The sequence below is a fragment of the Desulfofundulus luciae genome (assembly GCF_030813795.1).
In the GTDB taxonomy this organism is placed as follows: domain Bacteria; phylum Bacillota; class Desulfotomaculia; order Desulfotomaculales; family Desulfovirgulaceae; genus Desulfofundulus; species Desulfofundulus luciae.
Map to the genome: position 1 here is coordinate 1 of NZ_JAUSUX010000021.1, position 23,134 is coordinate 23,134.

23 protein-coding genes are annotated in these 23,134 nt (G+C 56.1%); 22 read left to right on the forward strand and 1 reads right to left on the reverse strand.

The annotated features are described in order from the left end of the window. Positions 1-140 precede the first annotated feature (140 nt). From J2Z49_RS11320 to J2Z49_RS11395, 17 genes are all read left to right on the forward strand, one after another. Positions 141-389 carry a transposase gene (locus tag J2Z49_RS11320; protein ID WP_307403116.1) on the forward strand — a complete coding sequence of 83 codons (249 nt, stop codon included), beginning with the start codon at positions 141-143 and terminating at the stop codon, positions 387-389. Positions 390-470: 81 nt separating this feature from the next. Further along, positions 471-2,108 (forward strand): hypothetical protein, encoded by a 1,638-nt coding sequence (locus J2Z49_RS11325; RefSeq protein ID WP_307403071.1) that lies wholly within the window; start codon positions 471-473, stop codon positions 2,106-2,108. Between the two features lie 443 nt (positions 2,109-2,551). Continuing rightward, complete coding sequence (locus J2Z49_RS14860; RefSeq protein WP_407650087.1) at positions 2,552-2,674, forward strand: SWIM zinc finger family protein; 123 nt, start codon at positions 2,552-2,554, stop codon at positions 2,672-2,674. A 389-nt stretch (positions 2,675-3,063) separates the two neighbouring features. Next, positions 3,064-3,315: a TM1266 family iron-only hydrogenase system putative regulator gene (locus J2Z49_RS11330; RefSeq protein ID WP_307403072.1), complete on the forward strand. Its 252-nt coding sequence runs from the start codon at positions 3,064-3,066 to the stop codon at positions 3,313-3,315. 129 nt (positions 3,316-3,444) lie between these two features. Continuing rightward, on the forward strand, positions 3,445-4,884 hold the full coding sequence (locus tag J2Z49_RS11335; RefSeq protein ID WP_307403073.1) for an aspartate ammonia-lyase: 1,440 nt from the start codon (positions 3,445-3,447) through the stop codon (positions 4,882-4,884). Next, complete coding sequence (hydF, locus tag J2Z49_RS11340) at positions 4,881-6,164, forward strand: [FeFe] hydrogenase H-cluster maturation GTPase HydF (RefSeq protein ID WP_307403074.1); 1,284 nt, start codon at positions 4,881-4,883, stop codon at positions 6,162-6,164. Before J2Z49_RS11335 ends, hydF begins: the two co-directional genes overlap by 4 nt. A gap of 4 nt (positions 6,165-6,168) precedes the next feature. After that, a complete protein-coding gene (gene hydE / locus J2Z49_RS11345) occupies positions 6,169-7,233 on the forward strand; it encodes a [FeFe] hydrogenase H-cluster radical SAM maturase HydE (protein WP_307403075.1) in 1,065 nt (354 codons plus the stop codon). Next, entirely contained in the window at positions 7,230-8,642 is a 1,413-nt protein-coding gene (gene hydG / locus J2Z49_RS11350; RefSeq protein WP_307403076.1) for a [FeFe] hydrogenase H-cluster radical SAM maturase HydG, read from the forward strand. The genes hydE and hydG overlap by 4 nt, the downstream gene beginning before the upstream one ends. Before the next feature lie 349 nt (positions 8,643-8,991). Next, complete coding sequence (locus J2Z49_RS11355) at positions 8,992-9,327, forward strand: DRTGG domain-containing protein (protein ID WP_307403077.1); 336 nt, start codon at positions 8,992-8,994, stop codon at positions 9,325-9,327. Between the two features lie 17 nt (positions 9,328-9,344). After that, positions 9,345-9,758: an ATP-binding protein gene (locus J2Z49_RS11360; RefSeq protein WP_307403078.1), complete on the forward strand. Its 414-nt coding sequence runs from the start codon at positions 9,345-9,347 to the stop codon at positions 9,756-9,758. Between the two features lie 78 nt (positions 9,759-9,836). Further along, positions 9,837-11,174 (forward strand): [Fe-Fe] hydrogenase large subunit C-terminal domain-containing protein, encoded by a 1,338-nt coding sequence (locus J2Z49_RS11365; RefSeq protein WP_307403079.1) that lies wholly within the window; start codon positions 9,837-9,839, stop codon positions 11,172-11,174. Further along, complete coding sequence (locus tag J2Z49_RS11370) at positions 11,158-11,553, forward strand: DRTGG domain-containing protein (protein WP_307403080.1); 396 nt, start codon at positions 11,158-11,160, stop codon at positions 11,551-11,553. The genes J2Z49_RS11365 and J2Z49_RS11370 overlap by 17 nt, the downstream gene beginning before the upstream one ends. A 116-nt stretch (positions 11,554-11,669) precedes the next feature. Then, entirely contained in the window at positions 11,670-12,152 is a 483-nt protein-coding gene (gene nuoE, locus J2Z49_RS11375; protein ID WP_307403081.1) for an NADH-quinone oxidoreductase subunit NuoE, read from the forward strand. A gap of 18 nt (positions 12,153-12,170) precedes the next feature. Beyond that, positions 12,171-12,749, forward strand: a complete 579-nt coding sequence (locus J2Z49_RS11380; RefSeq protein WP_307403082.1) for an ATP-binding protein — start codon at positions 12,171-12,173, stop codon at positions 12,747-12,749. Beyond that, the gene (locus tag J2Z49_RS11385) at positions 12,724-13,080 is read left to right on the forward strand and encodes a (2Fe-2S) ferredoxin domain-containing protein (RefSeq protein ID WP_307403083.1); all 357 of its coding nucleotides are present in this window, start codon (positions 12,724-12,726) and stop codon (positions 13,078-13,080) included. Before J2Z49_RS11380 ends, J2Z49_RS11385 begins: the two co-directional genes overlap by 26 nt. 19 nt (positions 13,081-13,099) lie before the next feature. Continuing rightward, entirely contained in the window at positions 13,100-14,893 is a 1,794-nt protein-coding gene (gene nuoF, locus J2Z49_RS11390) for an NADH-quinone oxidoreductase subunit NuoF (RefSeq protein WP_307403084.1), read from the forward strand. 16 nt (positions 14,894-14,909) lie between these two features. Continuing rightward, the gene (locus tag J2Z49_RS11395; RefSeq protein WP_307403085.1) at positions 14,910-16,634 is read left to right on the forward strand and encodes an NADH-dependent [FeFe] hydrogenase, group A6; all 1,725 of its coding nucleotides are present in this window, start codon (positions 14,910-14,912) and stop codon (positions 16,632-16,634) included. Between the two features lie 184 nt (positions 16,635-16,818). Here J2Z49_RS11395 and J2Z49_RS11400 read toward each other — a convergent pair whose 3' ends face one another. After that, positions 16,819-17,736, reverse strand: coding sequence for a selenium metabolism-associated LysR family transcriptional regulator (locus J2Z49_RS11400; RefSeq protein ID WP_307403086.1), 918 nt, complete (start codon positions 17,734-17,736; stop codon positions 16,819-16,821). Between the two features lie 249 nt (positions 17,737-17,985). Here J2Z49_RS11400 and J2Z49_RS11405 point away from each other — a divergent pair, with 249 nt between their 5' ends. From J2Z49_RS11405 to rpmF, 5 genes are all read left to right on the forward strand, one after another. Next, on the forward strand, positions 17,986-18,717 hold the full coding sequence (locus J2Z49_RS11405; RefSeq protein WP_307403087.1) for a tRNA lysidine(34) synthetase: 732 nt from the start codon (positions 17,986-17,988) through the stop codon (positions 18,715-18,717). A 245-nt stretch (positions 18,718-18,962) separates the two neighbouring features. Next, positions 18,963-21,065, forward strand: coding sequence for an acetate--CoA ligase alpha subunit (gene acs, locus J2Z49_RS11410; protein WP_307403088.1), 2,103 nt, complete (start codon positions 18,963-18,965; stop codon positions 21,063-21,065). 12 nt (positions 21,066-21,077) lie between these two features. Beyond that, complete coding sequence (locus J2Z49_RS11415; protein ID WP_307403089.1) at positions 21,078-22,127, forward strand: phosphotransacetylase family protein; 1,050 nt, start codon at positions 21,078-21,080, stop codon at positions 22,125-22,127. 141 nt (positions 22,128-22,268) lie between these two features. After that, positions 22,269-22,805 (forward strand): YceD family protein, encoded by a 537-nt coding sequence (locus tag J2Z49_RS11420; RefSeq protein WP_307403090.1) that lies wholly within the window; start codon positions 22,269-22,271, stop codon positions 22,803-22,805. Between the two features lie 26 nt (positions 22,806-22,831). Continuing rightward, on the forward strand, positions 22,832-23,008 hold the full coding sequence (gene rpmF, locus J2Z49_RS11425) for a 50S ribosomal protein L32 (protein ID WP_307403091.1): 177 nt from the start codon (positions 22,832-22,834) through the stop codon (positions 23,006-23,008). Positions 23,009-23,134: the final 126 nt, after the last annotated feature.

A 23,134-nucleotide genomic window follows, 5' to 3' on the forward strand; every position in this document is an offset into this window, starting at 1 on the left:
AATTTTTAAGTATTCCGCTAACTAAGATCCTTGATTTTACTGGGTTTCCAGCTTCGTTGGAAATGTATGGGGCGCTAAAGTTTCAAACTTGAGTTCAAAGCCCTCATCCTGCAGCGGCTGTTCGACCTGTCCGACCGAAACTGGAAGAAGCCTGCCGGTTCGACCTCCGTTTCAAATACATCCTTGTTTTAGAGCTGGATGACATGGGTTTTGACCACAGCATTTTCGGCCGTTCCCGGGACCGCCTCCTCCAGTCGGAAAAACACAAAGAAGCCTTTTTCAAACTGCTTGGGCTTTTGGTAGATGAAGGGCTGGTTAAAGAAAAGGAAAAGAAGTGCGTAGACTCCACCCACATCATTGCCAATGTGGCGGTACCGGCGGACACGTAATCGTCAAATATTTTTTAAAGAGTTTGCTCTCACGTCATAATAGCATAATCATACCTGCGCAAAAGGATTTTTGGAAGGAAGGTGAAAATGGTGGCGGGTAACGTATGGGATTACAACGGCCCTCTCATCTGGCCGGCAACCGTACCAAGGCTAACCGAATGTAATTATTCTCCTCATGCGCCGTGGATTTCCGATTTCATTGTCGATCGTTTTTTGGGTGTGACGTACGATTTAGATGACCGCGGTATAAACTGGATAGCCGGTCTTCTGGGGAAAGAAGAATTTAAGTGCCGTCTGGTTTTACTGCTTTACCCTGCATGTGCCACGCGAAAGGAGCACCTTGAGCACATGCTCTGGTGGCAAGATTCTTACGGGGGTCGCTTTGAGGCACGCTTGCTACCGGTAAACACACGGCCCCTGACCGTGTTGGCGCTGTTGCACAAAAACAGGTGGGTAATGGCGGTTGGGGCTGCGCCTAATTTGGGAGCCGACGGGACGTATCCCGGGCTACTTAATTTATTCTTTCTGCCGGATGGTATTCTCCTTGAAAACTGGCGCAGATGGTTTGAGCTGCTTTGGCATGCTTCCGTACCCCTTACGGTAGAATCCGCCGCCATCCCTCCCCTTGTGCCGGCAAAAGGCTCAGAAGAGGCCGCAAGGCTGTGGGCGGAGTACGTGCAGGCATGCTATGGTCTTTTAAACGAAGAGGGAAAAGATGTACAGTTGGAGGAGGCGGTGGTGAGGGAAGAGAGCAGGCCGGCTATGGCACAAAGCGATCGGGTAGAATTTTCGGTGACCGCCGAAATGGGGATACCCCGCCTTGATCCGCTGGCAGAAAAAATAGACCGCATTTTTCAAAAGGGCAAGCTGGTAAGCATTGATAAGTACAGCCGCATACCGCCTCTAGAGATTCCAATAAGGCCTGAATGGTTCGGCATCGAATCCTTTCGCCGTGTAGGATCAGTTACACGCCGTGTTTCATATAAGGTGTCAGTGTTTCGTGATAAAGAGATACGGATCATTGATAATAAAAAGAAAGCAGCTCAGAACTTATTGCGGCGTTTTAGTTTTTCTCTGGCGGATGGCCAGTGGTTAATTCCGGTCGATGCCATCCGGCTTTTCGAAGAGGAATTGGAGCGGATTAACAGTGAAGGCATAGAGCAGGTTAAAAAGATAGTGGGTGATAAGATAGAGGAATTCATTGAAGCTCGCAAAGAGGAAATATTTGATGATGTTGAAGATATGTATCGAGAGTTTTATCCTCAAGGGTCCTTGCCCCAGCATGCGAAAAGAGAAATTTTAAAGGCGCGAGGTGAAAGGTTACAAAAGCTTGGCGGCCAGAGGTTGCTGCCCCAGGTAGCTTATGCTGAAGTCCGCTTTTCGCCTGAAAGTGACTCTAAATGGACAAGTCCCTGGGCTCAGGCCTTGCGACTGTTGAAAGATATTGCCGAGTATCCACGCAAGTTCGTTACGGATCCGTACTTTGCACGAGGGTTACGTGTTAATGGGGACGACCTGCTAAGAGCAATGAACGTCTGTAATGATATGTGCGTTAAGCTATGGTTTGAACACGGGACTAAGGTAGAAGAACGGGCCAGAAATGAATTAAACATTTTACAACAGATTATCCAGCAAGAAGATACTGACCAGAGGGCAAAATGTGCAGCAATTTTAGCCTTGATCGAAGGAGAGGAACCCCCCACATTCCCTAATTCATAGCTATTGAAGAAGCGAGTCCAGTTGGCCAGAGCTGGTACAGGATGGGTCGCTCTTTCTTACTCGGGGACAGATCACCATGCTGTCGGCGACAGGATGCCCTTCTTGCCTGAACACCCTCGCCCTGGTCCGGTGCAGCTACCGCGGTCCGGGCCAAAGGCGACCTCGGTGTGGGATGCCACTCGCTCGGCCACCCAGTGTACCCCCAGCCCCCAACCCCCGCCCCCACGGGGGCCGGGGGGTCTAATTCCGGGAAGCGCCTCCCTCCGGACCCCCATCGGGCCTGTTCCGGCTTAATTTTAAAGGGCTTCGCCGCTGCCCGCCACCTCCAGCTCTCCCATTGTACCGCTGCCTTTCGGGGCCGCGGCCCCTCATAGCCTCGTCAAGGGTGCGCTCCGCAAAAAAATTTTGGCCTTCGGCCCGGCCCAAAGGGCCTCAAAATTTTTTTGCTCCGCCTGGGCCGGCGCCCGGCTCTTGACTCCGGCCGCCGGGCGCGGTGCAGCTGCGCGGATTTCGCAGCCCGCGGGCTGTTCTGCAAGCACATCGGCGTTTGCGGCTGCGGCCCCTGACTATGGGCTGGCCGCTGCCGCCCGGGCCCCCAGGGCACCGGCAGCTTAACCAGGGGGCGGCAAATTCGGGCCGGCCGGACGGCCGGCGGGGAAAAAATTATTGTCAAATTACTGATTTTACAGTATAATCTTTCATAAGTACCCTGACGGATGGGGGCCTGATGGCGCTTTTCCAGAGGGGTGTAAAAACGGCATAGCAGCCTTCCCTGCGAAAAGGGTTTTTCCTGTACTCAAGGGGGCAGCGAAGAACTGGGCAGCAGCCTGCTTTTCGTGGGAGAAAGGCAGGCTTTTTTGTTTACATTAATAGCGTCTTTTAAAAAGGGCATGGTGCGCTCATTTGTGAACGAATTGCGGGGTGCGTTTAAGCTGCGGCGTTGGGAGGTGAAAGTGTGGAAAGGCGCATTGGGGTGGTCGGCATCCTGGTCGAAGACCGCCAGCATGCCGCGGGGAAGATCAACAGCATTTTAAGTGAGTACGCGGAGATTATTGTGGGGCGCATGGGCATACCTTACCGTGAGAAGAACCTTTCGGTCATCGCCCTGATTGTTGACGGCACCACCGACGAAATCGGGGCTATGACGGGAAAACTGGGCAGTATCAGGGGTGTGCAGGTGAAAAGCGCCCTGGTGTCCCGCAAGTAACATAGTTATTCAGTAAAACCGCTAAGAGGAGGATGCGGTGCTGTCGGCGCGGAGCACCGGAGTGAGCGGGGACAACGCCGCATCCAACCGGGTTCACTGAATATTTACTTTAAAGGGTGTTGGGTTGAGGTGTCCTACCGGGTAGAAAAAGATTTGCTGGGTGAAAGGGAAATCCCCCGGGAGGCCTACTACGGCATCCATACTTTAAGGGCCAAAGAAAATTTTGCCGTGTCCGGGATTCCCGTTCATCGTGAGCTCATCTGGGCCCTGGCCCTGGTCAAAAAAGCCGCGGCCATGGCCAACAGGGAGATTGGTTTGCTGGAACCCCGCATTGCCGGGGCCATAGTGCAGGCGGCGGAAGAACTGGCCCGGGGGCAGTGGCATGATCAAATTGTCGTCGATGCCTTTCAGGGCGGGGCGGGCACTTCCACCAACATGAATGTCAACGAGGTCATTGCCAACCGGGCCATTGAAATCCTGGGGGGGACGAAGGGAGATTACTCACTGGTCCATCCGCTGGATCACGTAAACCTGGGCCAGTCCACCAATGACGTTTACCCTACGGCCCTGCGGGTGGCGGCCATCAAACTGGTGCGGCAGTTGAGCCAGGCCATGGCCGTTCTGCAGGGGGCCCTGCAGGCCAGGGAAAAGGAGTTTGCCTCCATACTCAAGATCGGCCGCACCCAGCTGCAGGATGCAGTGCCCATTACCCTGGGCCAGGAGTTCAGCGCCTACGCCGAGGCTGTAGCCCGGGACTGGTGGCGTTTGTACAAGGCAGAGGAACGCCTGCGGCAGGTTAACCTGGGTGGGACAGCCGTGGGGACGGGACTCAACGCCAGCCGGCGTTATATCTTCCGGGTGGTGGAGATACTGCGGGAGCTGACCGGTTTTGGCCTGGCCCGGGCGGAAAATACCGTAGAAGCCACGCAAAATGCCGACATTTTCGCGGAGGTCTCCGGCTTTGTAAAGACCGCCGCCGTCAACATGGCCAAGATAGCCGGGGATTTGCGCCTGTTATCTTCCGGCCCCCGGGCGGGACTGGGGGAAATCGTGCTGCCTGAGGTGCAGGCCGGTTCATCGATCATGCCCGGCAAGGTCAACCCCGTGATACCTGAAATGGTCACCCAGGTGGCCTACCAGGTGATGGCCGGCGATGTGGCCATTAACATGGCCGCGGCTTCCGGGCAGCTGGAGTTAAATGCCTTCCTTCCCCTGATTGCCCACAATTTGCTCCACTCCCTGGAAATGATGACCGGGGCGGCCAGGTTGCTGGCGGAAAAATGCGTCCGGGGCATTCAAGCTGATGAGGCCCGCTGCCGGCAGTTGCTGGAAGCCAGCCAGGGGGTGATCACCGCCTTTGTCCCTTACCTGGGCTACGAGAAGGCTACCGCCATGGTTCTGCGGGCGGTCCGGAGCGGCCGGCCGGTGACGGAACTGCTGGTGGAGGAGGGGTTGTTCACCAGGGAGGAAATCGAAGCAATCCTGAAGCCGGAAGAGCTGACCACACCGGGTGTGGCCGGCGTGCGGCATTTAAAGCGCTTTTTAACCAGGGAAGGTGATAAGCCATGAGCCTGAATGCTACCCCCCGGGGGCAGCGGCTGCATATTGCCCTTTTCGGCCGGCGCAATGCAGGCAAATCCAGCTTAATTAACGCCATAACTAACCAGGAAGTGGCCATCGTTTCCGGCATCCCCGGCACAACCACCGATCCCGTAGCCAAAGCCATGGAGCTCCTCCCCCTCGGGCCGGTGATGATTATCGACACGGCGGGGTTGGACGATACCGGGGAACTGGGCGCCCTGCGGGTGCAGAAAACCCTGGAGGTGCTTAACAAAACCGACCTGGCCCTTTTGGTGGTGGATCCCGGGCGGGGAATTGGGGAATATGAAAGGGATGTGGTGAACCGGGCCCGGGAACAAAAAGTGCCGGTGCTGGGAGTAATCAATAAAATCGACCTCTACCCCGAAGCGGTTAACCGCCCGTGGCAGCAGGAACTGGATGTGCCCTTTGTGGCAGTCAGCGCTTTGACCCGCCGGGGCATCAATGAGCTGAAAATGGCCGTCGTAAAGGCCGCCCCCAGGGACTGGTCTCTTCCCACCATTGTGGGGGACCTGATTGAACCGGGGGACCTGGTCGTACTGGTCATCCCCATCGACAAGGCCGCTCCCAGGGGGAGGCTCATCCTCCCGCAGCAGCAGGTAATCCGGGACGTGCTGGAAAACGACGCCGTGGCAGTGATGGTCAAGGAGCGGGAGCTGAAGCACGCCCTGGCCAGCATGGCCGTGAAGCCGAAGCTGGTGGTTACCGATGCCTCGGCCTATCTCAAGGCCGTGGCCGACACACCGCCGGATGTGCTTTTTACCTCCTTCTCCATCCTGTTTGCCCGCTATAAAGGAGACCTGCCCACCCTGGTGGCCGGGGCCAGGGCCGTCAAAGATTTAAAGCCCGGGGACAAAATCCTCATTGCCGAGGCCTGTACCCATCACCCCATCCAGGATGATATCGGCCGGGTGAAGATCCCCCGCTGGCTCCGGCAGGCGGTGGGAGGGGAACTGGTATTTGACGTGGCCAGCGGCGGGAGCACCCTGCCCGAAAATCTCCGGGATTACAAGCTGATCGTGCACTGCGGGGCCTGTATGCTCAACCGCAGGGAAATGCTTTACCGGATCATGCAGGCCCAGGAAGCCGGGGTGCCCATTGTCAACTACGGTGTGCTCATGGCCCACATTCACGGCGTTTTAAAGCGGGCATTATCCCCCTTCCCCCAGGCTTTAGCCGTTCTTGAAGAGGAACAGGTGGAATTTGAAGACGAGCTGGCCCTGTTGAGCAGGTATCGCGAACACAGGTGATCCTATGCGGCACGAGTTCATGGAAGCGCTGGCCAAAGCCAGAGAAGCCCATAGCCTTGAGCACCAGGAAATCCTCATTCTCCTCCAGGCCCGGGGCGAGGAGGTCGATGCCCTCGGCCGGGCGGCCGATGCCGTGAGAGCAAAGTACCTGGGAGATGAGGTGCACTTACGGGGCATCATTGAGTTTTCCAACTACTGCTGCCGGAACTGCCTTTACTGCGGTCTGCGCCGGGACAACCGGAAGTTGCGGCGTTACCGCTTAACTCCCGGGGAAATCCTGGCCGCTGCCCGTAAGGCCGCCGGGCTGGGTCTTCCGACCATTGTTTTGCAATCGGGGGAGGATCCTCATTACACGGCCCCGGTTCTGGCGGATATAATCAGGCGTTTAAAAGAAGAGGTGGGGGTGGGAGCGGTAACCCTTTCCGTCGGCGAGCGTTCCTTTGAGGATTACCGCCTGTGGCGGGAAGCGGGGGTCGACCGCTACCTCTTGAAGCACGAAACCGCCGGCGCCACCCTTTTTGCCCGGCTGCGGCCGGGTACCACCTTGCAGGACCGGTTGCTGCGCCTGAAGTGGTTGCGGGAGCTGGGCTACCAGGTGGGGTCGGGAAACATCGTCGGCCTTCCTGGCCAGACTCTGGAAACCCTGGCCGCCGACATCCTGCTCATGCGGGAATTGGACGTAGAGATGGCGGGCATTGGCCCCTTCATACCCCATCCGCAAACACCCCTGGCCAAAGAGCCTCCCGGAGAGCTGGAACTCACCCTGAAGGTGCTGGCCGTGTCCAGGTTGCTCCTTCCCCGGGCCCATTTACCCGCCACCACGGCCCTGGGTACCATCCATCCCCAGGGGCGGCGTATGGGGCTTTGCTTTGGGGCCAATGTGATTATGCCGGACGTAACTCCTCCTCCTTATCGCTACTATTACCAGATTTATCCCGGAAAGGCGGGACTGCACGAGGAAATGGAAACAACACTGGTTTCGTTGAAGAACCTGATCTTTTCCTTAAACCGGCGGGTAGGGAGCGGACCGGGGCATTCCCCGAAAATCCAAGGAGGGATGGAACAGTGAAGTGTGAACCGGCTACCTTTATCAACGAAGAGCAGATTAACGGCCTGCTGGAAGAAGGCCGCCGGGCGACTCCTGCCACGGCCCGGGAGATCATCGCCCGGGCGGAAGAGGCGAAGGGACTTTCCCCCTTTGAAGTGGCCGTGTTGCTGCATGTGGAGGACCAGGATACCCTGGACCTGATGTTTGCTACTGCCTACCGGGTTAAAGAAAGGATCTACGGCAAAAGGCTGGTTCTTTTTGCCCCCCTTTATATCAGCAACTACTGCATCAACAACTGCCGGTACTGCGGTTACCGCCGGGACAACAAAGAACTGGTGCGGCGCCGCCTGACCATGGAGGAAATACGGGATGAAGTGATTGCCCTGGAAGCTATGGGACACAAGCGGCTGGCCCTGGAAACGGGTGAGGACCCCGTCAACTGCCCCATTGATTACGTGCTGGAAGCCATCGAGACCATCTACGCCGTTAAGGACAGGAACGGCAGCATCCGGCGGGTGAACGTGAATATCGCCGCCACCACGGTGGATGAATACCGGCTTTTGAAAAAAGCTGGCATTGGTACCTATATCTTGTTCCAGGAAACTTACCACCGTGATACCTACCGGGCCATGCATCCCTCCGGCCCCAAGCGGGATTACGACTGGCACACCACGGCCATGGACCGGGCCATGGAGGCCGGCATTGATGACGTGGGCCTGGGCGTTTTATTTGGTTTATATGACTATAAGTTTGAAGTGCTGGGCCTGCTTTTCCATGCTTTGCATCTGGAAGAGCGCTTTGGCGTAGGTCCCCACACCATCTCGGTTCCCCGGCTGCGCCCGGCCTTGAATATCAATCTGGAGAACTTCCCTTACCTGGTTTCCGACCGGGACTTCAAAAAAATCATCGCCATTTTGCGCCTGGCCGTACCCTATACCGGCATGATTCTCTCCACCCGGGAACGGCCCGGGTTCCGGGATGAATTGATCTCGGTGGGCATTTCCCAGATCAGTGCCGGTTCGTGTACGGGCGTGGGAGGCTACCACATGGCTTTGATGGGCGAGCACCGGGAAGAGGGAGATACTGCCCAGTTCCAGGTGGAGGATCACCGGAGCCCCGACGAAGTGCTGCGCAGCATTTGTTTATCCGGGTACATACCCAGCTTCTGTACGGCCTGTTACCGCAAGGGGCGCACCGGCGACCGGTTTATGTCTTTAGCTAAAACCGGCCAGATCCAGAACGTCTGCCAGCCCAACGCCATTCTCACCTTCAAGGAATTTCTCCTGGACTATGCTTCTCCGGAAACCAGGCGGGTGGGTGAGGAGACCATCCAGAAACACCTGGAGTTGATCGAAAATTCCACCGTGCGTGAAGAAACCGTAGCCCGTTTGGAAATGATCGAAAAAGGACAACGGGACCTGTACTTTTAGTTTGTATTTAACATGCCTTGTGCTGGTCCGCATCCGGCGGTTCATCAAGTCCCCCTTTGTTACCCTGATCATTGAAAATGTCTTTGGTAGCAAAGGGGGATTTTTTTGTGGAATACGTTGGGAGGTGATAAAAAGAGATTTTTGTTAAAAAGCGGCGATACTGCCGTTAGGCCGTTTTATATGACCGCTTATCCCTTTCAAATGACCTTTTAGCAAACTTGTATTGCTTTTTTGAAAAAAAGTATTATTCTGTTGTAATAAACGATTTTGATGACTATCGATAACGTAAAATTATTGAATAGGGCGAATGATCAAAAAAGCTTTTTATGGCAGGTGAACGACAATCAAGTTGCATGTCATTAAAAAAATGCTCAATGCCGATGTGCTCTGTGGTGCCGATCTGCTTGACACAGAGGTCACCTGCGGCTTTGGCTGTGACCTGATCAGTGACTCTTTGTGTTTTGCCAGGCCGGGTTGCCTTTTGCTTACCGGGCTTACCAATGTACAGATCATTCGTCTTGCAGAAATGGTGGAGGCACGGGCCATCGTTTTTGTACGGGGTAAGAAGCCCGGTGAAGACGTAATCAAGCTGGCGCGGGAAAAGGGCCTTCCCTTGCTGGCGACCGATCTGTTCCTGTTTGAAAGTTGCGGCATCCTCTACCAGGCGGGACTACGGAGTTCCTGAAACGGGGGTAAGGTGCCTTGCAGCTGAAGTTTCAGGTGAAGGGGATGGATTTCAGCCGGGCAGGCCAGGCCGCAACAAAGATCAAAAAAGCCTTACAACTGGCCGGTATGGACCCCGCGACCATGCGCAAGGCCATCATCATTGCCTACGAGGCGGAGATGAACATCGTCATCCATGCCTATCATGGCACCCTGACGGCCAATATCACTCCCCATAAGGTGGAAATCATCGCCGAAGATGTAGGCCCGGGTATTCCCGATATCCCCCTGGCCATGCAGGAAGGATATTCCACCGCCCCGCCCCACATCCGGGAGATGGGCTTCGGAGCAGGCATGGGCCTGCCCAACATCAAGAAAAGCGCCGATGAACTGGATATCCAGTCGGAAGTAAATAAAGGCACCAAACTGTGGGCGGCAGTTTTCAACAATTAGTAAGGTAAGAGTTGAACGGAACGACGGGAGACGACCGCTGCCGGGGTATGCGACAATATCCAGAAGTGGTGATTAAAAATGCAGCAATATTTCCATTCAGTGCGTCTCGACGAAGAAAAATGCAAAGGGTGCACCAACTGCATCAAACACTGCCCTACGGAAGCCATCCGGGTACGCAAGGGTAAAGCCCGCATTATCGAGGAGCGCTGTATTGACTGCGGTGAGTGTATTCGCATCTGCCCCAACCAGGCCAAGCTGGCCATCACCGATTGCCTGGAAAAACTAAAAGATTTTAAATATACCGTTGCCCTCCCTGCTCCTTCCTTTTACGGTCAGTTTAAACCCGAAGTTACCCCCTCCCGGGTATTAAGTGCCCTGCTGGCCCTGGGCTTTCATGATGTTTTTGAAGTAGCCCTGGCGGCTGAAGCGGTTTCGTGGGCAATCAGGCATTATATGGAAGTATGTGTTGACAGGCCCCGGCCGTTGATCTCATCAGCCTGTCCTGCGGTAGTCAGGTTAATCCAGGTGCGCTTTCCCAGCCTGCTGGAACACATCATTCCCATAGAATCTCCCATGGAAATAGCCGGGCGTATGGCCCGGGAGCAGGCCTGCCGGAAGACCGGGCTTGAACCGGACGAGATTGGAACCTTTTTCATTACTCCATGTCCCGCCAAAGTGACGGAAGTAAAACAACCTTCCGAAGGTAGATCCAGTGTCGATGGGGCCATCTCCATGGCCGTGGTTTATGGTGCTCTGCTTAAACGCCTGGAAATGCCCGCACCATACCCGGTGGCTCCCCGGGCTTCAGGAGTGGGCATTGGCTGGGGCCGGGCAGGGGGAGAAAACGAGGCCATTAAAGCCGGGTCGCTGCTGGCCGTTGACGGTATCCACAGCGTGATTAGCGTTCTGGAGGAAATAGAAAGGGGAGGCCTTACGGACATCGATTACCTGGAGGCCCAGGCCTGCACGGGAGGCTGTATCGGCGGCCCCCTGGTGCCGCAGAATCCCTTTGTGGCCCGGGTGCGCATGGGTAATCTGGTCAAGTTGTACTCTGCCGGGGAACCAGGGGACTTTCCCCGGGATTTCGACTACTATCGCCTGAAAACACCCATTCCGGCCCGCCCGGCCTTAACCCTGGCCAAAGACCCCCAGGTGGCCCTGGCCCGGCTGGAAGAGGCGGAGCGAATTTGCGCCGAACTCCCCGGGCTGGACTGCGGATCCTGCGGTTCCCCCAGTTGCCGCGCCCTGGCTGAAGATATAGTGCAGGGGTATGCCCGCCGCAGCTACTGCATCTTTGAACTGCGGGAGCGCCTGCAGCAGCTGGCGGAAGAGATGGTCGAACTGGCCCAGAAACAGCCGCCGGCCATGGGACGGGATTGGAAACAGACAAGGGACGGGGGTGGTGAAACTGATTGACTGGCGGGAAATAATTGCTGAACTGGAACTGACAGCCCATCACCACAATGCCCTGGCCCTTCCCCCGGTGTACGGTGCCTACTGTGGTGATATGATGAGCGACGTGCTGGCCCGTGCCCGCCGGGGTAGCCTGTGGATTACCATCCAGCGCCACCGCAATGTGATCGCCGTGGCTTCCCTGGTGGGTTTAAGCGGGGTTGTTATTTCCGGAGGCCGGGTTCCTCCACCGGATACCGTTGCCCTGGCGGAAAAAGAAGGTGTGCCCCTTTTCTCCACACCCCTTGATAGTTTCCACGCCGCCGGCAGGTTATATTACCTGCTCACCAGGGTCGGTTTGATCAACCCGGGGGAAAATAGTATCGCCGACCCACAAAAATGAACGAGGACGGCTGCGCCCGCTCCGGTAGATTGAAGACCAGGACATGAAGGGAGGTGATGTATCCTTTTGGGGTCCGCTACCAGCATAGATAGACCATGAGCAAGGAGGTTGTTGTGATGTCCATTGCTTGCAAGTGTAGCGGGGAATTGAACAGTAGAATGGATGCGCTGCTTGAGCAATATCGCGGGCAGCCCTCGGCGTTAATTCAGGTGCTGCACCAGGCCCAGGGGATCTATGGCTACCTGCCCAGAAAAGTGCTGCAAAGGGTAGCCGGGGCGCTGAATGTACCCTTAAGCCAGGTTTATGGCGTGGTATCTTTCTACTCCTTCTTTACCATTCATCCCAAAGGCAAGCACCAGATCAGCGTGTGTAAGGGTACGGCCTGCTACGTGCGGGGAGCGGGGCAGCTCCTGGATCGCATCAAAGAAGAACTGGGCCTCAAGCCCGGGGAAACCACCGAAGACGGCCAGTTTTCCCTGGAAGTAGTGCGCTGCCTCGGGGCCTGCGGCCTGGGACCGGTGATCACTGTGGATGAAGACGTTCACGCCCGGGTTCAACCGGAGCGCCTGTCCGATATCCTGGCGGCTTACCGGCAATAAGTGATGGGAGGGATTCCCATGATGGAAGAACTGGCTCACCACATCCTGGACGTCGCCAGGAATTCCCTGGAGGCCGGGGCTACCCGGGTGGAGATTACCGTCGAAGAAGATCCGACCGGCGACCTGTTGCGTTTTTCCGTGGTTGACAACGGTTCCGGGATTCCTCCATACGTCCAGCGCCAGTTGGCCAACCCGTTTTTTACCACCAAAAGCGGTAAAAAGGTGGGTCTCGGGTTGCCCTTTTTGCAGGCGGCGGTGGAGCGGTGCGGCGGCAACCTGGAAATAAGGAGTGATGTTGGACGCGGTACAACGGTTGTAGCTACATTCCCTTATTATTGCTGGGACCGTCCCCCCCTGGGGGATATGCCCCGGACCATCGTCAGCCTGCTGGTGGGCAATGGCCATCTGGACCTGTGCTACCGTCACATTTTCAACGGTCAGAGCTTTGAGCTGGATACCGGGGAAATCCGGTCTCGCCTCAAAGGGATACCCCTGGATACACCGGAGGTACTGCTCTGGCTGCGCCAGTACCTTGCCGAAAATTTAAACATCCTAAGCGGAGGTGGTGGGTATGAAGTCGCTCGCCGAGCTGGATAAACTCAGGGAGAAGCTGCAGGAGGAGATGCGCCTGCGGGAGGGCAAGGAGGACGTTAAAGTGGTGGTGACCATGGGCACCTGCGGGATTGCCTCGGGGGCCCGGGAGGTGCTCACTGCCATCCTAGAGGAAATCAGCAAGAGGGGACTGAAGGGTGTAACGGTAACCCAGACCGGGTGTGCCGGCCTGTGTCATTGCGAGCCGCTGGTGGAAGTGGAAAGGCCCGGCCGGGATAAGGTTACCTACGGCCACGTGGATGAGAAAAAAGCGCGGGAAATTGTGGTTTCCCACCTGGTCAACGGCCAGATAATTAAAGAGTGGACTATTAAGTAGATAAGTAGGGGGGGTTGGTATGGAACTTTACAGGGCTCATGTTCTGGTCTGTGCCGGGGCCGGGTGTATTTCCTCGGGGTGCCAGGCAGTAAAATCTGCCCTGGAAGAGAGCATAGACAGGCTGGGTTTAAAGCGCGAAGTGAAGGTGGTTGAAACCGGCTGTATGGGTCCCTGCGACCTGGGCCCGGTAATTGTGGTTTATCCCGAGGGAGTGTTTTACCGCCAGTTAAAACCCGCGGATGCAGTGGAAATCGCCGAAGAACATTTGTTAAAGGGGCGGGTAGTGGAGCGCCTGCTGTACAAGGCGCCCGAAAACGGCAAGACGGCGGTGACCTCCGATCAGATAGATTTCTTTAAAAAGCAGACCCGCATTGCCCTGCGCAACACGGGAATCATCAACCCTGAATCGGTGGAAGAATACATTGCCCGGGACGGGTACCGGGCTCTGGGCAAAGTGCTTACCACCATGACCCCGCAAGAAGTCATCGAGTGCATCAAAAAATCCGGCTTGCGGGGGCGGGGCGGCGCAGGATTTCCCACCGGCTTGAAGTGGGAGTTTTCGGCCAAAGCACCGGGGAAGCCCAGGTACGTGGTCTGCAACGCCGACGAGGGCGATCCGGGCGCCTTTATGGATAGAAGTATTCTCGAAGGGGACCCCCATAGCGTGCTGGAAGCCATGGCCATTTGCGGTTACGCCATCGGCTCCAACCAGGGTTATGTCTATGTCCGGGCCGAATACCCCCTGGCGGTGCAAAGATTGAGCCTGGCCATCGAAAAGGCCCGGGAATACGGCCTGCTGGGAGAAAACATCTTTGGCACGGGCTTTAGTTTCGACGTAGAAATCCGGGTGGGAGCCGGCGCCTTTGTCTGCGGCGAGGAAACGGCCTTGCTGGCTTCCATTGAAGGCCGCCGCGGTGAACCAAGGCCCAGACCTCCCTTTCCCGCCCAGGAAGGCCTCTGGGGAAAGCCCACGGTGATCAACAACGTGGAAACGTGGGCAAACATTCCGCCCATTATCCTGAAAGGGCCCGAATGGTTTGCCTCGATCGGTACGGAGAAGAGCAAGGGAACGAAGGTCTTCGCCCTGGCCGGTAAAGTAAACAACACCGGTCTGGTTGAGGTGCCCATGGGTACCACCTTGAGGGAAATTATCTTTGATATTGGCGGTGGCATCCCGGGAGGCAAGCAATTCAAGGCCGCGCAGACGGGAGGCCCCTCCGGCGGTTGCATCCCGGCCCGTTACCTGGACGTGCCGGTGGATTACGAGTCGCTGACCCGGCTGGGAGCCATCATGGGTTCCGGCGGCTTAATTATCATGGATGAGGATACCTGTATGGTGGACCTGGCCCGGTTCTTCCTCGAGTTTGTCCAGGACGAGTCCTGCGGCAAGTGTTCCCCCTGCCGCATCGGCACCAAGCGCATGCTGGAGATTGTGGAGCGGATCACCCGGGGCGAAGGCCGGGATGGAGATATCGAGCTTCTGGAAGAGCTGGGGCACGGCATCAAGTCTTCCGCCCTGTGCGGCCTCGGACAAACCGCACCCAATCCCGTGCTCAGCACCATCCGCCACTTCCGTGACGAATATGAGGCCCATATATACCACAAGAAATGTCCCGCCGGAGTTTGCCGCGCCTTGATGGTGTACGCTATAGACGAAGAAAAATGCAACGGTTGCGGGCGCTGCGCCCTGGTGTGCCCGGCCGGGGCCGTTTACGGAGAGAAAAAGAAGCCCCACCGGATAGACCTGGAAAAATGCCTCCGGTGCGGCACGTGTATGGAAAAGTGCAAGTTTGGTGCTATCTATACCATTTAAAGCTGGAGGGAGAGACATGTCCCTGGTGACGCTTACTATAGATGGGCGACAGGTTCAGGTGCCGCCCGGCACTACCATTCTGGCGGCGGCCAGGCAGGCTGGGGTAAAAATCCCCACCCTCTGTTACCTGGAGGAGTTGAACATCATCGGTGCCTGCCGCCTGTGCCTGGTGCAGGTAGAGGGAGCCCGCGCGCTGGTGGCCGCCTGTGTCACACAGGCCGGCGAGGGGATGGTGGTTCATACCAGCACACCGGCGGTACGGCACGCGCGCCGGCTTAATCTGGAGCTTATCATGTCCAACCACCCGCAGGAGTGCCTGACCTGTTTGCGCAATACCAGCTGCGAGCTGCAGCAGCTTGCGGCCGAACTGGGAGTGGGAGAAATTCGCCTCCAGGGGGAGATGTCTCCCTACGAGGTGGACGATTCCAGCCCCTCGATAATCCGTGACCCGCGCAAGTGCGTTCTTTGCCGCCGCTGCGTGTCGGTGTGCGAGAAGGTACAGGGGGTCAGCGCCATTGCCGTCCAGGAACGGGGCTTTGATACCGTGGTGGCACCGGCCTTCCTGGCCCCGCTGGGCGAGGTAAACTGTGTCAACTGCGGCCAGTGCTCGCTGGTTTGTCCCACGGCGGCCATTCACGAACGGGATGAAACGGACAAAGTTTGGGCCGCCCTGGCCGACCCGGAAAAGCACGTGGTGGTGCAAACTGCCCCTGCCGTGCGGGTAAGCATCGGCGAGATGTTCGGCCTGGAACCGGGAAGTATCGTTACGGGCAAGCTGGTGGCCGCTTTAAGACGCCTGGGTTTTGATAAGGTCTTTGATACTGATTTTAGCGCTGATTTAACGATTATGGAAGAGGGTAACGAGTTAATTCACCGCCTGCAGAACGGCGGCAGGCTCCCCCTGATTACCTCGTGCAGCCCGGGGTGGATCAAATTTATTGAGCACTTTTACCCCAACCTGCTGCCTAACTTATCAACCTGCAAGTCGCCGCAGCAGATGTTCGGTGCTCTGGCCAAGACCTACTATGCGCAAAAAGAAGGTATCGATCCGGCCAGGATCTTCGTGGTTTCCATCATGCCCTGTACGGCGAAAAAATACGAAGCAGGCCGCCCGGAGATGAACTCCAGCGGCTACCGGGATGTGGACGTGGTGCTCACCACCCGGGAACTGGGCAGGATGCTCAAGCAGGCGGGTATTGATTTCGAGTCCCTTCCCGAGGAAGATTACGACGCACCCCTGGGTATTTCCACCGGAGCGGGAGTCATCTTTGGAGCCACCGGTGGGGTGATGGAAGCGGCCCTGCGCACCGCTTATGAACTGGTCACGGGTGCCACCCTGTTTTCCCTCGACTTTGAGGAGGTCCGCGGGCTTGAAGGGGTGAAGGAAGCTTCCGTCAACCTGGCCGGAACGGAGTTGAAAGTAGCCGTGGCCCACGGGCTCGGCAATGCCCGCAAGGTCCTGGATGCCGTGGTGAACAAGGAAAAGGAGTACCATTTCATCGAAATCATGTGCTGCCCCGGCGGGTGTATCGGCGGCGGCGGCCAGCCCGTCCCCGTGGACAACGAGATCCGGGCCAGGCGTATCGCGGCCATCTACCAGGTCGACCGGCAGATGCCGCTGCGTAAATCCCACGAAAACCCGGCCGTACAGGCCCTGTACAGGGAGTTCCTGGGCGAGCCCTTGAGCCACAAGTCCCACGAGCTTCTGCACACTCAATACACTCCCAGGGAGCGGTTTTAAAACCCCAGCGTAAGCTCCCAGAACAGGGGGTTCATCAAAAAACCGAGAGTCCCGGACTTCCGGGACTCTAATTATGTGCGCAGGGCACGAGCGTTGACCTGCCGGCCATAACATTTCTCCTACCCGGACGACATTGGAGGCAAAGGGAATCTGCCATCCAACCATGTGGTTGAAATCCCCGGTGTCAGCCCGTTTTCCCCAGTAAACGGCGGCAGAGCTCCCGGTCCATGAGGAAACTTTTGAAAATGGCTGCTGAGAGGCCGTTGCTGACCTGCCGGGGCCAGGCCAGGTACAGGTAGTAACGGATTTGCAGTCCCGGGATAATTACCCGGGCCACTTTGCCTGCTTCCAGGGCATCGTGGGCCGCACGGCGGGAAACCGCGGCTATCCCCAGCCCGGCCCGGACCGCCTGCACCATGGACTGGCTGCTGCCCAGTTCAAGTATGCTGGGAAAATGCTCCACGTTAATGTTGTGTTCGGCCAGTTTGACCTCCAGGGCCTGCCGGGTGCCCGAACCGGCTTCACGGATAATCAGTGGCTCGCGGGTCAACTCCTCCAGGGAGATATTGTTGCCTGCCCAGGGGTGCCAGGAGGGAACGATAAAAATCAATTCGTCTTCCAACCAGGGGTGGTATTCGATACTCTCACCACCCATCGCCGTTCCCAGAACGCCGATGTCGATCTCCCGGTCCTGTAACCAGCGTGCCACGGCGGCGCTATTGCCCACCTGCAGGCTTACCCGGACTCCAGGGTACTGCTCCCGGAAACCGCCGATAAAAATGGGGAGCAGGCATTCGGCAGGCATGCTGGTGGCTCCCAGCATGAGATGACCGCTTTTCAAACCCTGGAGTTCATTGACCATGGCCCGGATTTTCCGGTAATGGCGTACCATTTGCTTGATTTCCGGGTAGAGAAGCCGTCCGGCCTCGGTAAGCAGCACCTTTTTTTCATTGCGCTCCAGAAGGGTGACGCCCAGCTCTTCCTCCAGCGCTTTAATCTGAAAGCTTACCGCCGGCTGGCTCATCCCCAGTTGTCCGGCGGTTTTGGTAAAATTACGCAGCTCAGCGACCAGCAAAAAGGCTTCCAACTGTTTTATGTTCATGGAAAGTTACAGCACCTTTCGGGAGATTATTTCCAAGAATATTCAGACGAAGGCAAAAAGTGTCTGGTTCCCGCATACGTGCCCCTCGTCGAAAAATTATTTAAACGTGTTCTTTCTATATAATAATGTGAAAATCCTGCCGCAGGCCCGTTGTTGTTATTTACCTTTGACAGATCGGTAAGGGCAAATATAATTTAGGGTGTATGCACTCGAGGGTTGACTCTTAAAAATTTAAGGAGCGGTTTAAACTTGAGCAAAGAGTTTCAGCGGTATGTAGTAACCCGGGTAAAGCGGGCCATTGTTGATTACGGCATGATTGCAGACGGGGACCGGGTGGCGGTAGGGCTTTCCGGGGGCAAGGACAGCAGCGTGCTATTGCACATCCTGAACCTTGTCCGGCGGGTGGCACCCATTAAATTTTCCCTGCACGGCATTTATGTGGACCCCGGATGGGACATGGAAGTAAACGTGTTAAGGGAGTTTTGTGAGCGCGAAGAGGTTCCTTTTTACTATAAACCCACCAACATTGCCGAAGTAGTTTTCGATATCCGGCAGGAGAAAAATCCCTGTGCCCTGTGTGCCAACCTGCGCCGGGGGGCTTTGAACAATACCGCCCGGGACCTGGGATGTAACAAAGTGGCCCTGGGACATCACCTGGATGATGTGATTGAAACCTTTTTCATGAGCCTTTTTTACACCGGGCAGTTTCGTACTTTTTCTCCCATTACTTATTTAAGCCGCAGCGATGTCACCATGATCCGTCCGTTAATTTATTTGACCCAGGAGCAGGTGCGGGAGATGGCGCGGCAAAAAAACCTCCCCATACTGGAAAATCCCTGTCCCGTTAACGGCAGGACCAAGCGGCAGGAAATGAGGGAGTTCGTGGCAAATCTACTTACCAGATATCCCGAATTACACCTGCGCTTTCTCAACGCTCTTAAGACGGCAGATTTACGCAACCTGTGGCCGGTAACAAAGTAAAAAGCCCTTTTCTGGCTTGGGGTGTAACTGTTAGTATATCTTTTTTATTTGAAAAATGCTGCAAAACATTAAAATCTCATTTTCGTTCAATTTACAAAATTACTATTTTGATTAGGGTTGAAAGTAGCTATTTACTCACACTTTTCACCCCTTTATAATGAAGAAAAAGAAACTTTTTGTGCATTGTATGCTGTATAATTAGTTTTTGAGTTTTCGCTCAATTTGCTCCAAGAAGGGGTGAGAATGTGGGACTATTGAACAACTTTTACAACCCGAATGCGGTAGCCGTTGTCGGTGCCTCAAAAAAACCCGGTAAAGTGGGCCACTCCATAGTGAAGAACCTGATCGAGTCAGGATTTCCGGGGCAAATTTATCCGGTTAATCCCAGGGAGGAGGAAATTGAGGGTTTAACGGTTTACCCATCGGTTACGGCCATTCCGGAGCAGGTGGACCTGGTCGTTGTAGCCGTTCCCGCGGCCAGAACGCTGGATGTAGCCAGAGAGTGTGGAGAAAAGGGTGTTAAAAACCTGGTAGTGGTCACTGCCGGGTTTAAGGAAATCGGCAAAGAGGGTCTGGATCTGGAAAAAGAGCTGGTGGCCATCTGCCGCCAGTATGGCATGCGTATGCTGGGGCCAAACTGCGTGGGCATGATGGACACCCATACGCCCATCAACGCTTCTTTTACCAAAACTTCCCCCTTGAAAGGCGACATAGCCTTCCTCTCCCAGAGCGGTGCCACCCTGATTGCCATCCTGGACTGGAGCCGCTCCGTTGGTCTTGGTTTCAGCAAGATGGTCAGTCTGGGCAATAAAGGAGATCTTTCGGAAATAGATTTCATTGCCGAAGCTGCCGAGGACCCCTATACCCGTGTAATCGCCTGCTATCTGGAGGATGTGACCGACGGGTCTCGTTTCCTGGAAGTGGTTCGCGAGGCCACCCGTAAAAAACCCGTAATTATTCTCAAGTCCGGTACCAGCCAGGCCGGTGCCCAGGCCGCTTCTTCCCACACCGGTGCCCTGGCCGGTAGTGACCTGGCTTACGACACGGCCTTCCGGCAGTGCGGCGTAATCCGCGCCCGGTCCATGACCGAGCTCTTTGAGCTGGCCATTGCCTTTTCCCGTTGCCCGGTTCCGGCCGGCAAGAGGGTGGCCATTGTGACCAACTCCGGGGGTCCGGGCATTGTGGCCACGGATAATGTGGAAGCCAGGTCCCTGACCATGGCGCGGTTTACCAGGGAAACCATTGAAGAATTGCGCGGGGGGCTACCCGCCGAGGCCGCCCTGTACAACCCGGTGGACGTGCTGGGTGATGCCAGGGCCGACCGTTATCGTTTTGCCCTGGAGAGGGTTCTTGCCGACCCCAATGTGGACAGTGTCGTGGTTTTAATGTGTCCCACTGCCGTGGCCCAGCCCCTGGAAACTACCCAGGCTGTGATTGAGCTGCAAAAGAAATATCCCCACAAGCCAATTATGGGCGTTTACCTGGGCGGCGAATCCATGGCCGAAGGGGCACGGCTCATGTCCGAAGCCGGCATGACCTGTTTTACTTTCCCCGAACCGGCTATTGCAGCGATCAACGGATTGGTTAGTTACGGTGAATTTCGCAATGCTCCCGTAGGGGAAAGTGATCTGAACTATTCCGATGTGGACAAAAAAGCGGTCAAGGCCGTTTTTTACGATGTCATGCGGGATAACCGCCTGGTACTGCTGGGCAGCGAAGCGGCAGCCGTTGCCAGGGCGTACGGTATTCCGGCCGCTCCCATTTCCCTGGCCACCACCCCCGAGGAGGCGGTGGAGGAAGCCGAAAAGATGGGCTACCCGGTGGTGCTCAAGGTAGCCTCTCCCAAGATCCTGCACAAGACCGATGTGGGGGGCGTAAAAATCGGCCTTGATTCTCCTGAAGCAGTACGCAAAGGTTTCATCGAGATTATGGAGAACGTCCATCGCCTGCTGCCCCAGGCTGTGGTCTACGGCATAGAAGTACAGAAAATGATGCCCAGGGGCGTGGAGCTGATCATCGGCATGACCAGGGATGTCCAGTTTGGCCCCATGATTGCCTGCGGTCTGGGCGGTATTTACGTCAACCTGCTTAAAGATGTTTCCTTCCGTTTGGCCCAGGGGCTCACCCTGCGGGAGATTGAGGCCATGCTTTCTGAAACCAAGGCCTATACCCTCTTGCGGGGTTACCGGGGCGAGAAGCCGTCCGATCTGCCAGCGCTGGTGGAAGCCATCGGACGCACGGCCCGGCTGGTGCTGGATTTCCCGGAGATCAATGAAATCGATATTAACCCTGTCTTTGTCTATAACCAGGGCTTAAGTGCCCTTGATATCAAAATTACCATATCGTGAGGTGTTGGCCTGATGAGAAATCTGTACATTATGGGCACTCCAGCTAGCGGTAAAACGGCCCTTGCCCTGGGCCTGGCTCAAAAATTGCAGAAAGAAGGGTTTCGGGTCGCCTACTTTAAACCCATCGGGAGCCCTTCCCGGGGAGCGGAACGGGTGGATGAAGATGCCGTTTTAATGCGGGAAGTACTGGGAATGGGCGTGCCCCTGGAACTAATAGTTCCCCTGATTGTCGGACCGTCCTACCTGTCCGGAAACGGTTGTAAAGACGCCCTTTCCAGGGTTCGCGAGGCTTACGAACAAGTTTCAGCAGGCGCCGATGTGGTGATTATCGGCGGGGCGGCCTACCCCTACGCTTACGCCGCCTGCGGGCTGGACGATATTACCCTGGCCAGACAACTGGACGCTCAGGTATTGCTGGTGTTAAACATTGAAAATGATTTTGGCTTTGACCAGGCCCTGTTCTTTAACCGCAGCCTTACCGCGGTGGGGGTAAATCTGCTGGGCGATATTTTCAATAATATTCCCCGTCCCCTTTTGGCCAAGATCGAAGGGATCTACCGGCCCATTTTAGCAGAAAACGGTTACCGCACTCTGGGTGTGATCCCGCGCCGTCCGGAAATTGCTTCCCCTACCGTGGAAGAATTCTATGAAGTTCTTGGCGGAGAAATAGTGACCGGCAGCGAGAATCTCAAGCGCCTGGTGGAAGATGTGGTGGTCGGCGCCATGACCGCCGAGAGCGCCCTGAGCTATTTCCGCCGCACTGCCGATAAGGCGGTGATTCTGGGTGGCGACCGGGCCGATGTTGCCCTGGCCGCCCTGGAGACCAGTACCTCGGTGCTCATCCTGACCGGCGGCCTTTATCCCGACGTGAAGGTAATTGCCCGGGCGCAGGAAAAGGGAGTACCCCTGATCCTGGTTCATTACGATACCTATACTACCATCGAGAAGATCAGCCAGTTGTCCCGCCGTTTAAAACCGGGCGATACCACCGGAATTAAAGTAGCCCTGGAAAACGTGGAACAGTATTGCCAGTGGGAGGCCATTGTGGAGGCATTGCGCTAACTGTAGGCCAGCAGTTATACCGCCGGCCATGCAACCGGCGGTGTTTTTAATGCCGCTGGGGGCGGGCTGCCCAGGTATTTACCTTGACAAAGGGGCGACACCCCTATATAATGAGTTTTGTTAAATTAAGGGGTGTTTGACATGCGTATTGATGTGGCGGACTTAAAAAGAAGCCCCGGGGAAAGCATAAAGGTGGAACTTTCTTCTCCATTGCCGGGACTGGAATTCCACGGGGACAGGTTGAGCTTTGACGGTCCCGCCCGGGCGTTCCTGGAGATCAGTAATACCGGGAAAGCCCTTTTAGTGAAGGGGGAGGTCAAGGGTACCCTGGAAGTCCGTTGTGCCCGCTGTTTGGAGCCTTTTCGCTTGCCGGTGGAGGCCACGCTGAGCGAGGTATACTATCCTGCGGACAGTGAAGAGGTGGTTGTTGCAGATCCGGCTAAAGAAGAGTACCAGGAATGGGTCCCTTTTTCCGGCGATGTCCTGGATATTACGCCGGAAGTGCTTAAGAGTATTTTGCTGGTATTGCCCATGCGTTTCCTCTGTGATGAGGGTTGCCGCGGTCTCTGTCCCTGGTGTGGCCAGAACCTGAACATGGCACCCTGTGCCTGTTCCGGGGAAGATGTGGACCCGCGCCTGATGATACTCAAGGACATATTTAAGGACAGCAACCGGTAACCTTTGGTTAAAGGGGGTGGAGTGGTATGGGTGTTCCGAAAAGGAAAACTTCCAAGCGGCGGGCCAGAATGCGGCGGGCCCACTGGAAGATAGAGGCCCCGGTGCTGGTGCGTTGTTCCCAGTGTCGTGCCCTGATTGTGCCTCACCGGGTTTGCCCGGAATGCGGGTATTACAAGGCAAAAGAAGTGGTGAAAGTTCAGTAGTCGACCGGTTGCAAAAGTTTAATAGAAATAGATCTTCTATAATCAATTTTCAGCACAAGCGGCTCCGGTAAAGGCGGGAATGTTTGCCCTGCCTGCGCCGGAAAATTTTTTTGCCTTGGAGGAGTT